We start from the raw sequence: 15,094 nt of genomic DNA, 5'->3' as shown, positions 1-15,094 counted from the left end.
CTACATTGACTAAAAAAATAATCGAAAATGAACAGCTCTATTTAAGAGAATTCACGTCTGAGGATTTTGAGGATCTATGTTTGATTCTCCAAGATGAAAAAACAATGTATGCTTATGAAACAGCTTTTACAGAAGAAAAAGTAAACAATTGATTGAGCTGGAATTTGAAAAGTTATCAAGAACACGGATTTGGTCTATGGGCTATCATCGATCAAAAAAGTAAAGACTTTATCGGTCAATGCGGGATTGTCTATTCTGATGTCGAAGATGAATCGTTCTTAGAAATCGGGTATTTAGTGAACAATCGATACTGGAATCAAGGCTATGCAAGTTCCGCTAGCCAACTATGCATAGCTTATGCTAAAGACAAATTAAAAGCAGAAAAAATTTGTTCATTCATTCGAGATACAAATCTTGCTTCTCGAAAAGTTGCAGAAAAAAATGGAATGACTATAATCAAACAATTTGATAAAGATTATTCTGGACGACCAGTCCGACATTTTGTTTATAGCCTTGATTTAAACTAACAATATTGGAGGAATCATATGCCTTTTTTAAACGTTTCTGGTGCGACTATTTATTTTGAATCGAAAGGACATGGACCACATATTTTGTTGATCCATGCAGGGATTGCCGATTCTCGTATGTGGGAAAACGAGTTCCATTCATTAGCTAAACAATTTCACGTCACTCGATTTGATTTACCAGGTTTTGGACAAAGTTCGTTTACTGGAGGCACTTTTTCCTATACAAAGCTTATTAATAAGCTTTTAACGCACTTATCCATTAATCAAACACATATCCTTGCTGCTTCATTTGGAGGAAAAATTGCTTTAAATTTTGTGTTAGAACATCCCGAGCGATGTTTACGTTTAGCTTTACAATCTTCTGCTATCGGCACATGGGATTTCTCACAAGAATTACAAGAATATGATGAAAAAGAAGAACAATTATTAGCACAAAAACGTTTTGAACAAGCAGCAGAATTAAATTACCAAACATGGATCCTTCGAGATCGTAATCCAGAGTCTCTTGATCCTAAACTCAAAAAGCTGGTAATTGATATGCAAATGGCAGCTTTTACAAGACCGGAACCGCCATTTTCCGTTGAGGAAGAGGCATCAATGCCTCCCATACCTGATCGACTTAGTCAACTTAAACTTCCAGTTTTAGTGATTATTGGAGAAAATGATGTTCCTGATTTTCAAAACATTTCGGAGTTTTTTAATCAAACTATTGTTCATTCTGAAAAAATGGTTATTCCTAATGCTGCACATTTAGCTAATTTAGAAGCACCAGAATTAATCAACCAATTACTTATTTCATTTTTCCATAGCTAGCCAACTATTAATTTATTCAACAAAGAAAGTAGTGGATATCTTGTTATTTTTAGATCACAGTCCAGATTTGAGTCCCATCGATTTAGAAATTTATAAATATATTGCCTCTCATATCGATGAAGTCGTGTATATGAGAATTCGCGAATTAGCCAAAGAAACACATAGCAGTACCGCTAGTATTTTACGCTTTTGCCGCAAGTTTGGTTGTGAAGGATTTTCTGAATTTAAAATTAAATTGAATTTATATCGAAAATCATTGGCTGAACCCGTAACCACCCATGCTGTAGATGAAACATCTTTTACTAATTTTATCCAACGATCGACCGAAACTTTTTATCAAGAACGAATTCAAGCTGCGGCGAAATTGTTGTCCGAAAAAGATCTTGTTTTGTTTATTGGGACAGGATCATCAAATATTATCGCTGAATATGGTGCGCTGTATTTTTCATCTATTTTCAGTATGGCCTTTCACATTGAAGATCCGATCAATCATCCAGTCAACTTTTTTAATAAAAGTATGGCGAAAAATGTTTGTGTGATCGCTCTTTCCGTCAGTGGAGAAAATGAAGCGATTATTAATTATCTGAATCATTTTATTACGAACGACAGCTCGATCATTTCGATCACGAATAGTGAAAAATCTCCGATTGCGGCTCTTTCTGATGTAAATATTCCCTATTACATTTCAACTGAAAGAATTGGTGATAGTGATATTACTTCCCAAGTTCCCGCGCTTTATACAGTTGAGTATTTAGCAAAAGAAGTGCAAAAACAAAAGCAAGACCACTCATAAAATTGAGCAGTCTTGCTTTTTTAGTTTATTTAAAGAATGCAGGTAAATATTGTTTATGTGCTTCTAATAATTCATCCATGACTTCTTTAGCAACATCACCACTAGTGATCAGTGGATTCATCGTAAATGCTTGTAGCAACGTACCATAATCTCCTGTAACAGCTGCTTCGATCGTTAATTCTTCCATTGATTTCATCACTTGTAGTAAACCACGTTCTTGTGGTTTAAAGCTACCAAAGTTATAAGGGACTGGACCTTTTCCAGTGATCGTACATGTTACTTCTACTGCACTTTCAGCTGGTAAATCAGTAATCGTACCGTTGTTTCTAGTGCTAACTGTCATCGTTGTACGCTTATCGTTATGGATAGAGTTGATGATTTCACACGCTGCATCACTATAACGAGCGCCACCACGTTCTGCTAATTGTTTTGGTTTATAGTCTAGATTTGGATCTTTATATAGTTCAAACAATTCATGCTCGATTTCTTTCACTTTTTCGGCACGTGTGCCATTGTTTTTAAAGTCTTCCAATTCTTCAGCTAACATTTTATCTGTATAGTAGTAATAATTGTGGTACGGACAAGGAACCATGTGTAGATTTTCAACTTGTTCCCAAATTAGGTTATTATCTTTGATATTTGCTACGATTGATTTGGCATCGTCTTGTCCATACATCACTTTGATTAGCTCATCTGTGCGGTCTTTACCATTTTTATCTGTGATCGTATGCCAATGTAAATGATTGATCCCAGCAAACTGGAAGAACAAGTCACTATTTTTTTCACCTAATAATTCAGCTTCTTCAAAGACCGCATTGACTGGAATATTACATAAGCCAACAACTTTATCCCAATTTCCGTAACGTAAAACAGCTTCCGTTACCATTCCCGCTGGGTTTGTAAAGTTGATCAACCAAGCATTTGGACATAATTCTTTCATGTCTTCAACGATATCTAAAATCACTGGAACAGTTCTTAACGCTTTGAAAATGCCACCGGCCCCATTTGTTTCTTGACCGATCAACCCATGGCTTAAAGGGATACGTTCATCTAAAATACGAGCATCTAATAATCCTACACGTAACTGTGTTGTAACAAAATCAGCATCTTTCAGTGCTTCACGACGATCCAATGTTAAATGAACTTCGCAATCTACACCAGCTGCTTTGACCATCCGTTTTGCCATAGCCCCAACGATTTCTAATTTTTCTTTTCCTGCTTCAATATCAACCAGCCATAATTCACGCACAGGCAATTCGTCATAACGTTTAATAAATCCTTCTACTAATTCTGGTGTGTAACTTGATCCTCCACCGATCGTAACGATTTTAATTCCTTTTGACATTTCGTTCAGCTCCTTAAGCGTTTTATCTGACCTCAGTATAGCGCTTACGAAGAAAACAATATATAGAAAAAACGAAAGTAGTTACACGATGAAAGAAGAGGTAACTTGTGACATCTAGGTAACGTAGTGTAACTAAAAAAGCATTGAACACGATTCTTTATCTGTCCAACGCTTTATTTATCTCAATCGATCATCATACTCATTAAGTGAACATCTAAAAATTCACCATCGTCCGTTTTCGCTCCTCGCGGCATGATTGCTTCTGTTTTAAACCCAATTTTTTCATAAACGTGTACCGCACGCTGATTTCGATGCTGAACTGTTAATTCTAAACGGCGAATCACTTCGCTTTCCTTCGCCCATAAAATCAGCTCATCCATCATCAAACTTCCTAAACCAAAGCCCCAAAAGTCTTTTAAGATACTGATCCCAATTTCTCCAATATGCTCCATTCGCTTTTTTGAAGACGCTTTGACAGAAGCCGTACCAATGACTTTGCCATCTGCTAAAGCAACCATCAACACGTTGTTCGGTGATTCATAAAGATTTGCTAAGTTCTCACTCATCTCAATGGGAGTCATTTCCATTCCCTTTTCATCCATCACGAGATAAGGTGTCTCACTGCCAATAACTTTTAATGCATGTAAAATCTCTGCTGCGTCATCTGGAATAGCTTCCCGAATTGTAAATTCAACCTCTGTCATACAGATTCCTCCATTTTTTGCTGAATACGGCTTAAAAATTGTTCTGATTTTTTCCCAAATGCTTGAATCCGTAGTTTTCTTTTTTCCATGTCTTCTGGATCTTTTTCAATCGTGATATCTACATAGTCAGCTGGTAAAAACTCTCCTAATAATTTTCCCCATTCAACAACAGATAGACCATCACCTTCAAAATACTCATCTAAACCAAGATCATCTGCTCCATTTTCAATACGGTAGACATCCATATGATACAGTGGCAAACGTCCTTGTTGATACTCACGAATGATAGTATACGTCGGACTTTTAATCATTTGATCGATACCTAAACCTAATGCAATCCCTTTAGTCATCGTAGTTTTCCCTGCACCTAAATCGCCAGAAAGAATAATCGTATCTCCTGGGTCAGCGACTGATCCGATGATCTTTGCTATTGTTTCTGTTTCTTCTGGATTGTTGATCCTAATCTCCATTTTTTCACCTGCCTATTTAAACGGTTCATGTTTCTATGTAGTGTAGTATACCGAATTTTTGCAAAAAAAACTAGAGAACTAAGACACAACGCTGAACGTTTTGTTTTAGTTCTCTATAGTATTCATTAGTTCATTAATGTTTGTGCAGCAGTAATAATAGATAATTTGTAAATATCTTCTTCATTTGCTCCACGAGATAAATCAGATACTGGTTTGTTCAATCCTTGTAAGATTGGACCAATCGCTTCAAAGTTACCTAAACGTTGTGCAATTTTGTAGCCAATATTTCCTGATTGTAATTCTGGGAAAACAAAGACTGTCGCTTGTCCTGCAACAGGTGAATTTGGTGCTTTTAATTGTGCAACTGACGCTACATATGAAGCATCAAATTGTAATTCGCCGTCGATTTCAAGTTCAGGCGCTAAGCTTTTCGCGATTTTTGTTGCTTCAACGACTTTATCAACTTCAGGTGCTTTCGCAGAACCTTTTGTAGAAAAGCTCATCATTGCAACTTTTGGCTCGATATCGAATAATTCAGCTGTTTTAGCACTATCAACGGCAATCTCAGCTAACTCTTGGGCTGTTGGATTTACATTAATTGCGCAATCTGCAAAGATGTATTTTTCTTGGTCACGGCCACGAACCATGATCATTGCACCACTTGTACGGCTAACACCTGGTTTTGTTTTGATGATTTGTAAGGCTGGACGAACAGTGTCTCCAGTTGAGTGGATCGCACCACTGACCATACCATCAGCAAGTCCCATGTAAGTTAACATTGTTCCAAAATAGTTGACATCTTTCAAAATCTTGCGTGCATCTTCTTCAGTGACTTTACCATTACGACGTTCAACAAACGCTGTAACCATTTCTTCCCATCCATCATAATTATCTGGATCGATGATCGTAAAGTTAGATGCCTTGATTCCGCGAGCATGAGCCGCTTCCACAATGGCTTCTTGTTTCCCAATCAAGATCGGTTCCATTAATTCTTCTGCTTTCAAGCGAGCTGCAGCCCCTAAAATACGAGGATCTGTTGCTTCTGGAAAAACAATTTTGATGTTACGGCGAATGACTTTAAATTTTAAGCTATCGAATAATTCCACGATATACCCTCCAACTGATTATTTATACAAACTTATCATACACCATTCTTCAAGAAAATAACAGTTATTTCTAGCTGTATTAGTGGAAAAAATGCTGATTCTGATATTCTTTTCACAAACTCACCCCACTGCACTATAACAGAACGTCCTGTTTTATGACACTGTATCAGGTAACTGCCAGTTGATTGGCGTCTCTCCCAATTGTTCCAAAGCTTGGTTCGTTTTTGAGAATGGCTTCGATCCAAAAAAACCACGGTGAGCAGCTAAAGGACTTGGGTGTGGGGATTTTATAATAATATGTTTGCTCGTATCGATCATTTTGATTTTTTCTTGCGCTGGTTTGCCCCATAGAATAAATACAATTGGCTTATCACGTTCGTTCAGTTTTTTAATAATCGCATCAGTTAATTGTTCCCACCCTTGCCCTCTATGAGAATAGGCTTGTCCGTTACGAACAGTTAAAACAGTGTTTAATAAAAGAACGCCTTGTTTTGCCCAGCTCTCTAAAAAACCGTGTGAAACTGGTGAATACCCTAAATCAGCTTGAAGTTCTTTGTAAATGTTCATCAAAGACGGCGGTGTTCTCACGCCTGGCTGCACAGAAAAACTCAACCCATGAGCTTGATTAGGCCCATGATAAGGATCTTGTCCTAATATCACGACTTTGACATCTTCATAAGGAGTTAATTCTAATGCAGAATAAATATGATACATATCTGGGTAAATTGTTTGCTCGCTATACTCTTGTTTTAAAAATTCTCTTAAATGTAAATAATACTCTTTTGTAAATTCTTCCTCTAAAACTTCCTGCCAACTATTATGAATAATTGCTTTCATTAGTCGCCCTCCTTCATTTGATTCTTTTTTTAGGTATTAATAATTAATAGCTTTTATTCTGACAGCTTTTTTTTACACTTTTAGCATATCGGATTTTTAATGAAGTGACAAGAGAATTTTTCTGCACTGAAACCGAAAAAACATGGTAAACTATAGATAAGTTAAATAAACGAGGAGTAGAAAATTTTATGATTAAATTAATTGCTTCAGATATGGATGGAACTTTACTGGATTCAAAAATGGGAATTTCTAAAGACAACGCTACTGCTATCCGAGAAGCTGAAAGACTGGGTATTGAATTTATGGTTGCTACTGGGCGTGCTTATACAGAAGCAAAACCTGCTCTAGATGACGCCGGGATTGAATGTGCGATGATCACCTTGAATGGTGCTAAAGTTTTTGATAAAGCTGGTAATTCACTTTTTACTGCTGGTATTGATAAAAAAACTACAACTGAGATTCTAGATATTTTAGATACCCATGATGTATATTTTGAAGTTTCTACGAATAAAGGGATTTATTCTGAGCGTCAAGAAAAAAGAATTGAGAATTTTGCTGCTCATATTGCAACAACAATGCCTCATTTAACCTACAAAGTAGCAATCGCAATGGCTGCTGCTCACTTATCTTTGTTGGATATCACTTACATTGAAGATATGCGTACATTAATTCAACAACCTGATATTGAAGTCTTAAAGATTATTGGTTTCAGTATGGATGGTCCAAAAGTATTGGCACCTGCAAGCACTGAAATTAGACAGTTAAATGATTTAGTTGTTACTTCATCTGCCCAAAATAATATTGAAGTCAATCATAAAAATGCACAAAAAGGAATTGCAGTTGCTCACGTTGCAAAAGAGCGTGGAATATCAGAAGAAGAGGTCATGACCATCGGTGATAACTTTAACGATGTTAGCATGTTACAATGGGCTGGTGTCAGTTTTGCCATGGGGAATGCTGAACTTGAAGTCAAAGATCACGCAAAATACATTACATCAACTAATTTAGAAAACGGTGTAGGTGAAGCGATACTCCGCGCGATCAGAGAAGATTTGTAACCATTGAATGACTAAAAACGCTGAAAAGAGGTGAGATATGGTGTCTGAGTTTTTTATTCAAGAACAACAGTTGAGCAAAGTCACAAGAACACTTGTCAAAGATGAGGACGGCAAGTCCATTTTCTTACTTGTTGGACGCTGGGGTACTCGTGGTGATGTCCTTTCTCTCTATGCAATGGATGGTGAACTAGTCGCTAGTATCAGACAGACATCGTTTGCTTTTGGTTCGCGTTTTGAATTGTATAAAGGCTTTGAAAAGGTTGGCGTTCTTCGCAAAATATTAAATTTAAATGCTGATTTTTATTACATTCAACATCTCCATTGGACTGTTTTAGGTGATATAAAAAATCACCAGTACTCTATTTATCAAGTCAATCATAAAATCATGGAGATGAGTAAGGCTACTCTTTTTTCAGGCGATTATTTTAGTTTGGTAGTGGCCGATGATGAAGATGCGCCTGTATGTATTTGCGTTGCGGCGGTTTTGGATTATTGGTTATACAACAAGAAAAAAAATCAGGGGCATAAACCGATTATTGGTTGGGGAACCTGTTGAATCAAAAAAAAATCAGCGGATACTATCCGTTGATTTTTTTTTGCATATGATCGTATAAATGCCCGCTGATCATCATCTCAGCAACATCTTTAAATCCTTTACGGCTATACAATTTTTTAGCGTTGGGATTCCCTTTATCGACACTTAAGCCAATCACTTCTTTCCCAGCTCTTTTAGCCATTTTTGGTAAGGCATCTAATAATTTAGAGCCAATTCCTAAACCACGATATTTTTCGTCTACTGAAATTGAATCTAGGTACCATTCACCAGGCAATGTTTCTGGATCAATAAATATTCTGATTTCTTCATCCAAATTGTACTTACGTAATACTTTTTTTAAGGGTTCATCAATTATTGGTTCGTCTTCATTAGGGTACCCAAAAGCAATACCTGCAACTTCTCCTGCTTCCTCATAAACTAGACCACGTTGATAACCATAGCGGTATGTAGGATCTGCGACAGCTTCAGCTAAAACAGCCAACAGAGTTTCTTCTGGGATAATTTCTAATAAAGGTAATTCCATATCTTTTAAAATAACTAAAATTAACGGAGCAATAGCCTTTCCGTCTTCTTTTGTTGCAAAACGAATCATTGTTATTCCTCACTTTCTTTATTGAAGTGTACCATTTATTGTTTATTAATGCATTACATTCAGCTGTTTTTTAATAATCATTTAAGTAACTCTCAAAAGCAATCAAAAAAAGACACTCATCAGAGTGTCTTCGCATTCTTATTGAATTGTAACTTTCACATTGTTTCTGCGTCCCCAAGTCAAACATTGATCGACTGTTGGAAAATGCACATCAATAATGTTTCCTTTGATTGCGCCGCCAGTATCTCCTGCAACCGCAAATCCGTAACCCTCTACTTCAACAAATGATCCTAGTGGTATTACACTTGGGTCAACCGCAATCACATTACTTTGAGAGCGCAAATCAATCCCTGTTGCTGTAATAAAACCAGAGCCGGCTTCTCTCCATGAATAGGCAGTTGATTGCATGTAAAGTACTCGACCGTTCGCTCCACCATTCCCTGTATTTCCACCAGTATTTGGTATTTCTTCTGGTTGAGAAGGTGGTGTAACAACTGGTTGTTCTTCGCTGCTAGAGCTTGAACTTGAACTGTTACTTGTTTCGCTACTTGATGATGAACTGCTACTTGAACTTGATGAAGCAATAATATCAGCTTTTCTTTGCGCTTCTTTGGCTGCCTCTTGTTGCTTACGTTCTTCAGCTGCTTTCTTCTCATCTGTAATTCGTTTTTCTTCTGTTTGCTTTTGGCTGGCGATTTGTTGTAACGCCGCTTGATTATCAGATAATTGCTGTTTTAATGTAACAACTTGTTCATCCATTGCTGATGCTTCATCCTGTAATTTAGCTTCGTTGGTTTGTAATTCTTCTTGTTTACTTTTTACAGTTTTTTGAAGATCAGACAATTTTTCTTTATCTTTAGATAGTCTATCTATTTTTTCTTTTTCTGCATTTTGTAAGACCGTCATCGCATACGCTTTATTAAAGAAATCCGACACACTTTCAGCATCTAACAATACTTGCCATGTCCGTTGTTCCCCACTTAATTGGACATCTTTCATACGATTTCCAACGACTTCTTTACGGCGTGCAATACTTTGTTCTGTTACTTCGATCTCGGCTTCAGAGTTCTTGATTGTTTCTTCAGCTTTTGAAATATCTGCTTTCAATTTTTCAATTTCAGCGTATTTTTCATTAACATCATTCAAAGCTGTATTGATATCTTCGCTAAGTGATGCTCCTGTTTGTGCGGCTTGTGCTTCTTTATCCTTCAGCTCATCTAATGACTCTGCTGCAGCGCCGAGTGGTAGGGCAACATTTACTAGCATGATAGCAGCTAAAAATGGTATCAATTTTTTTACTTTCACTGAATCCAACACCTTTCCTAACTAAATCCAACTCCACCTATTATACTAATCTATGACGCCTATTTTATTTCAATAACGTTACAATTTATTACGTTTTAGCGAAAACTCCTTTTTATCTGTAACATTATCACGTTTCATCCGTTTCATTCCATCTTAAAGATATCGCTTGAAACGCTTATATAAAAACGTTTCAAGCAACTATAAGACACAAAAAAAGACTGTTATACTTCCTATAACTTATTTACTATTTTTTTTGTTTTTATTAATGATTTGTTGAACTTCAGAAAGATTTTTCACATTTTTCAGCTTTAAATTAGGATAATTTCGCACCCAACGCTTTTGATTGTAACTCATATGGGTTACTAATTTTTTGATCGATGGCGTATTTTTAAATTCTTCTATCAATGAAGTTCGTTCCAACCTCTTTGTCCGTTTCCGCTCGCTGATTTCTTCAGCTACAGACTCTTTTAAATCAGAAAAACTTTCCGATAATTCATCGCGTTTTTCATTCAATGCTGAAGATAACTCTTGCTTACGCTCGTCTATTGCTGCACTAATTTGTGTTGTAACTTTTTTGAACGATTGCATATTGACCAACGTGTAAACTAAGTCAAGAACAATAACTATCAATAAAATAATTGGCAAGATCAACCCAAATTTTTCAGATAGAAAAAGCTCTACTATCATTACTTTGGGGTGAATGACACGAACAATCAACACGCAGCCGATCCCCCAAAAAAGTGATACAGGTAATGCGACTCGACCGTTGATATTCAACGGTACATCTTTGTAATCCCACCAAGAAGCATGAAACAATTTTTCTAATCCGTAACTTGTGAGATACTCTAAAATTGTTACTAAGATTGTTGATAATAGATACAAAACCACGATATTTTGTCTAAATGGTTCTAAAAAATATAAGACACTTACAATACCAAAACCATAAATTGGACAATACGGGCCGATTAAAAATCCACGATACACAAATTTTCCAGCTTTTAATGAGCAATAAACAGTTTCCCATAGCCAGCCGATAAACGAATAAATGAAAAACAATAAAACGATTTTAATAAATTCATTCATATATTTTCTCCTTTAAAATAGCATTTGCTAGTCATTGTATCAAATAATTATGGTTTTATGCGAGTATCTTTATTATGATGGCAGATTGATATACAATAGAAGGAAAGTTTTGCATTAGACGATATGGAGCTACATGGGCTTGCCTCTTGGAAAAAAGATAAATTTTGCATGAGGTAAAGTGCACCTCAGTCAAAATTTCCTATTCTTCTGTCGAGGCTGGACGAGCCCATTCTAACTTTTCTATTATCTAGCTACATGGGCTTGCCTCTCGGAAAAAAGATAAATTTTGCATGAGGTAAAATGCACCTCAGTCAAAATTCCCTATTTTTCTGTCGAGGCTGGACGAGCCCATTCCGCTTTTAAAATAAGGAGGAACCTATGATCGATTTACTAAAATATGCAAAAAAATACCGCAAACAGATTATTCTTGGTCCATTTTTCAAATTTTTAGAGGCTTGTTTCGAATTAGTCTTGCCTTTATTTATGGCCCGTTTGGTTGATCAGGGAATTCGAAATAATGATCGGTCTTACGTGCTTCAAATGGCCGGATGGATGCTTTTGATGTCTATTATTGGCTTAATCTGTGTGATGATTTGTCAATATTATTCATCTATTGCCTCTCAAGGTTTCGGAACAGAATTGAGAAATCAATTAATGAAAAAAATCAATCAGCTTTCCCATGCTGAATTAAACAGTTTTGGCACGGATACCTTGATCACACGTATGACAAATGATATCAATCAGTTGCAGTTAGCTTTGGCGATGTTGATTCGTTTAGTGATTCGTGCGCCTTTTTTAAGTATTGGTTCTGTTATTATGGCTTTTTACATCAATGTGCAAATGGGGCTGATTTTTCTCTTGATGTTGCCGCTTTTTTGCCTGATTCTTTATTTTATTATAAAAACAACTGTGCCATTATATAAAAAAGTTCAAGAAAAGCTCGACTTATTAAATCGTCAAATCAGTCAAAATTTAAGCGGGGTTCGAGTCATTCGCGCCTTTGCTAGAAAACAAACTGAAGAAAAACATGTCAATGATGTAACCGATGACCTTTCTTCTATTTATATTCGTGTTTCTAATATCTCTGCTTTATTAACTCCTGCTACGACATTAGTAATGAATCTTGGTATTTTAGCCCTGCTTTATCTTGGTGGAATCAAAGTAAACATTGGGGGGCTACAACAAGGGGAAGTACTCGCTTTGATAAATTATATGAATCAAATGTTGCTTGCTTTAATCGTAGTATCAAATTTAGTCATTATTTTCACTCGTGCATCAGCATCCGCTTCAAGAGTAAGTGAAGTCTTGTCTGTTGTACCAAGTATTCAGTCTGATACTCCAAATAATTCTCTTAAAGAACACGAAAAAGGCATCATTTTTGACCATGTCTCCTTCCGTTATCAACCAGAAGCAGGGTTAGCTTTAACAGACATTTCCTTAAATATCCCAGCTAGCTCCGTTTTAGGTATCACAGGACCTACAGGTGGTGGAAAAAGTACATTAACTCAATTGATTCCCCGCTTTTATGATACTAGTGAAGGAAATCTATTCGTAAATGGTATCAATGTTCGTGACTGGTCTATTGAGAAACTACGTAAAAAAATCGCAATCACACCACAAACCGCTGTTTTATTCACGGGTACGATTCGGGAAAATCTCCAGTGGGGAAAAGAAGGTGCGACTGATGAAGAGTGTTGGCAAGCCTTGGAAACTGCTCAATGTAAAGAGTTTGTCGAAAATCTAAGCGAAGGTTTGGATACACAAGTATATGAAAGTGGAAAAAACTTTTCAGGTGGTCAAAAACAGCGCTTAACAATTGCTCGTGCTTTGATTCATAAACCAGATGTTTTAATTTTAGATGACTCTTTAAGCGCATTGGATTACCAAACTGATTTAAACTTACGAACAGCCCTTCAACGAGACTTAAAAGAGACGACATTGATTCTAATCTCTCAACGAATCAGTTCGATTCAACAGGCGGATCAAATCTTAGTCTTGGCAAGTGGCAAACAAGTTGGTTTAGGTACACATGAGGAATTATTGCAGCATTCTCCAGCCTATCAAGAAATCGTTGCATCACAAGAGGAGGAGAGCGAAAAATGATGAACAAAAAAATGGTATCTAACTCATTTAATCGTTTTATGCCTTACTTACTTCGCTATCCAAAAGAAATGGTTGCCGCTGTTTTTCTAGGTATTTTGAGTGGATTAACAACGGTTTTAATGACGTATTATATGGGAAAATCTGTCGATACAATGATTGCTAAAGGCAATGTCGATTTCGTGATTCTTATGCAGTTACTTAGCACATTAGGTGGGATTCTAGTTATTACCGTTATCAGTCAATGGCTGATTCAACGATTAGGTAACCGGGTTTCTTACCTTTCTGTTGCAGAATTACGAAAAGATGCTTTTGCGCATTTAAATCGTTTACCATTAAATTATTATGATCAGACTTCACACGGAAATATCGTCAGTCGTTTTACAAATGACATGGATAACATTTCCGTTGCTTGCTCGGCTGTTTTCAATCAGTTATTTTCTGGGTTATCTGTAGTGATTATTGCGTTTTTCTTTATGCTTAAACTCAGCCCATTACTCACAGCAGTTGTTCTAGTCGCTACACCTATTATTTTTTTAGTCAATTGGTTGGTTGCTAAATCCTCTCAGAAAAATTTTTCCGCCCAACAAAAAATCGTAGGAGAAATTTCAGGTTTCGTTTCAGAAATGGTTGGCAATCAAAAAATCGTTAAAGCATTTCAACAAGAAAGTGTTTCTCAAAAACGTTTTGAAGCATTGAATCAAGAATTATATGTGCGCGGACAAAAAGCACAGTTTTCTTCTTCATTAACAAATCCGCTGTCACGTTTCGTTGATCATTTAGCTTATTTATCGATTGGTCTTGTTGGCGGATTATTGTTACTAAGTGGGCATCAGGCAATTACGATTGGTGTGATTTCAAGCTTCACAATCTACTCTAGCCAATTTTCTAAACCGTTTATTGAATTATCAGGGATCACTACCCAAATCCAGACGGCGTTGGCTGGATTAGACCGTACGTTTGAAATCATTAATCAGCCTGAAGAAAAGCCAGATGGTCAACATGCATTTGTTTTAAGCAATGTTACAGGAAAAGTGGTCTTTGAACATGTGGATTTTGCTTATACACCGAAAAAACCATTGATTCAAAATTTCAATTTAACGGCCTTACCTGGTGAAACGATTGCCATAGTTGGAAAAACAGGTGCTGGAAAATCAACTTTAGTTAATCTCTTGATGCGTTTTTACGAAGTAGACAATGGTCAAATTTCAATCGATCATCATAAAATCACTCACGTCACACGAGATAGTTTACGAAAAAACTTTGGTATGGTGCTACAAGATACTTGGTTGTTTGATAGTACAATCCGTGATAATTTAACGTACGGTAACCCAACAGCAACAGATGCTCAAATCGAAGCTGCTATGAAAAAAGCTTATATTTTTGATTTTGTGACTCGTTTACCTAAAGGTTTAGATACACTAATCGGGACTAGCGGAATCAAAATTTCAGAAGGTCAAAGACAGCTGATGACGATTGCTCGAACAATGATCAGTGATCCGCCAATGTTGATATTAGATGAAGCAACCAGTTCAGTTGATACTTTAACTGAGAAAAAAATTCAAGATGCCTTTTTACAAATGATGGAAGGACGGACAAGTTTTGTGATTGCTCACCGACTTTCCACCATTAAGAATGCAGATAAAATCTTAGTCATGGAGCAAGGAGCTGTGGTAGAGATTGGGAATCATGATGAATTGATTCATAAACAAGATGGCTATTATCGTGCATTGTACGAAGCTCAATTCAAAAATCAATTGTAGTTCAGAAAAAGACCTCAACTTTCCATGGGATGTTAGAAAGTT

16 protein-coding genes are annotated in these 15,094 nt (G+C 36.5%); 8 read left to right on the top strand and 8 right to left on the bottom strand.

The window, feature by feature from the left end:
• The first annotated feature begins 5 nt into the window (after positions 1-5).
• Genes I580_RS17240 through I580_RS06690 form a run of 4 tightly spaced genes read left to right on the top strand, consistent with a single transcriptional unit; the run spans position 6 to position 2,133 of the window.
• Positions 6-152 carry a hypothetical protein gene (locus I580_RS17240; protein ID WP_010771201.1) on the top strand — a complete coding sequence of 49 codons (147 nt, stop codon included), beginning with the start codon at positions 6-8 and terminating at the stop codon, positions 150-152.
• A gap of 12 nt (positions 153-164) precedes the next feature.
• Complete coding sequence (locus I580_RS06700; RefSeq protein ID WP_010771200.1) at positions 165-527, top strand: GNAT family N-acetyltransferase; 363 nt, start codon at positions 165-167, stop codon at positions 525-527.
• A gap of 18 nt (positions 528-545) precedes the next feature.
• Positions 546-1,340, top strand: coding sequence for an alpha/beta fold hydrolase (locus I580_RS06695; RefSeq protein ID WP_010771199.1), 795 nt, complete (start codon positions 546-548; stop codon positions 1,338-1,340).
• Between the two features lie 40 nt (positions 1,341-1,380).
• Complete coding sequence (locus tag I580_RS06690; protein ID WP_010771198.1) at positions 1,381-2,133, top strand: MurR/RpiR family transcriptional regulator; 753 nt, start codon at positions 1,381-1,383, stop codon at positions 2,131-2,133.
• 25 nt (positions 2,134-2,158) lie between these two features.
• Here I580_RS06690 and I580_RS06685 read toward each other — a convergent pair whose 3' ends face one another.
• From I580_RS06685 to I580_RS06665, 5 genes are all read right to left on the bottom strand, one after another.
• Entirely contained in the window at positions 2,159-3,478 is a 1,320-nt protein-coding gene (locus tag I580_RS06685) for a 6-phospho-beta-glucosidase (protein ID WP_010771197.1), read from the bottom strand.
• A 182-nt stretch (positions 3,479-3,660) separates the two neighbouring features.
• On the bottom strand, positions 3,661-4,182 hold the full coding sequence (locus I580_RS06680; RefSeq protein WP_010771196.1) for a GNAT family N-acetyltransferase: 522 nt from the start codon (positions 4,180-4,182) through the stop codon (positions 3,661-3,663).
• Positions 4,179-4,652: a tRNA (adenosine(37)-N6)-threonylcarbamoyltransferase complex ATPase subunit type 1 TsaE gene (gene tsaE / locus I580_RS06675; RefSeq protein WP_010771195.1), complete on the bottom strand. Its 474-nt coding sequence runs from the start codon at positions 4,650-4,652 to the stop codon at positions 4,179-4,181. The genes I580_RS06680 and tsaE overlap by 4 nt, the downstream gene beginning before the upstream one ends.
• Before the next feature lie 125 nt (positions 4,653-4,777).
• Entirely contained in the window at positions 4,778-5,758 is a 981-nt protein-coding gene (gene pta / locus I580_RS06670) for a phosphate acetyltransferase (protein ID WP_010771194.1), read from the bottom strand.
• 153 nt (positions 5,759-5,911) lie between these two features.
• Positions 5,912-6,595, bottom strand: a complete 684-nt coding sequence (locus tag I580_RS06665) for a uracil-DNA glycosylase (protein ID WP_010771193.1) — start codon at positions 6,593-6,595, stop codon at positions 5,912-5,914.
• 188 nt (positions 6,596-6,783) lie between these two features.
• On the opposite strand from I580_RS06665, the gene I580_RS06660 reads away from it, so the two are divergent.
• On the top strand, positions 6,784-7,653 hold the full coding sequence (locus I580_RS06660; RefSeq protein WP_010771192.1) for a Cof-type HAD-IIB family hydrolase: 870 nt from the start codon (positions 6,784-6,786) through the stop codon (positions 7,651-7,653).
• A 40-nt stretch (positions 7,654-7,693) separates the two neighbouring features.
• Positions 7,694-8,209: an LURP-one-related/scramblase family protein gene (locus I580_RS06655; RefSeq protein ID WP_034860232.1), complete on the top strand. Its 516-nt coding sequence runs from the start codon at positions 7,694-7,696 to the stop codon at positions 8,207-8,209.
• A gap of 22 nt (positions 8,210-8,231) precedes the next feature.
• Here I580_RS06655 and I580_RS06650 read toward each other — a convergent pair whose 3' ends face one another.
• From I580_RS06650 to I580_RS06640, 3 genes are all read right to left on the bottom strand, one after another.
• Positions 8,232-8,801: a GNAT family N-acetyltransferase gene (locus I580_RS06650; protein ID WP_010771190.1), complete on the bottom strand. Its 570-nt coding sequence runs from the start codon at positions 8,799-8,801 to the stop codon at positions 8,232-8,234.
• Positions 8,802-8,939: 138 nt separating this feature from the next.
• Positions 8,940-10,115, bottom strand: coding sequence for a 3D domain-containing protein (locus I580_RS06645; protein WP_010771189.1), 1,176 nt, complete (start codon positions 10,113-10,115; stop codon positions 8,940-8,942).
• A 228-nt stretch (positions 10,116-10,343) separates the two neighbouring features.
• On the bottom strand, positions 10,344-11,189 hold the full coding sequence (locus tag I580_RS06640) for a putative ABC transporter permease (protein WP_010771188.1): 846 nt from the start codon (positions 11,187-11,189) through the stop codon (positions 10,344-10,346).
• Positions 11,190-11,567: 378 nt separating this feature from the next.
• Here I580_RS06640 and I580_RS06635 point away from each other — a divergent pair, with 378 nt between their 5' ends.
• Together I580_RS06635 and I580_RS06630 are read left to right on the top strand one after the other, a co-directional pair.
• A complete protein-coding gene (locus tag I580_RS06635) occupies positions 11,568-13,292 on the top strand; it encodes an ABC transporter ATP-binding protein (RefSeq protein ID WP_010771187.1) in 1,725 nt (574 codons plus the stop codon).
• Positions 13,289-15,052: an ABC transporter ATP-binding protein gene (locus tag I580_RS06630; protein ID WP_010771186.1), complete on the top strand. Its 1,764-nt coding sequence runs from the start codon at positions 13,289-13,291 to the stop codon at positions 15,050-15,052. Before I580_RS06635 ends, I580_RS06630 begins: the two co-directional genes overlap by 4 nt.
• Positions 15,053-15,094: the final 42 nt, after the last annotated feature.

Source organism: Enterococcus caccae ATCC BAA-1240 (genome assembly GCF_000407145.1).
In the GTDB taxonomy this organism is placed as follows: Bacteria; Bacillota; Bacilli; order Lactobacillales; family Enterococcaceae; genus Enterococcus_L; species Enterococcus_L caccae.
This window is presented reverse-complemented; position numbering and strand designations above follow the sequence as displayed.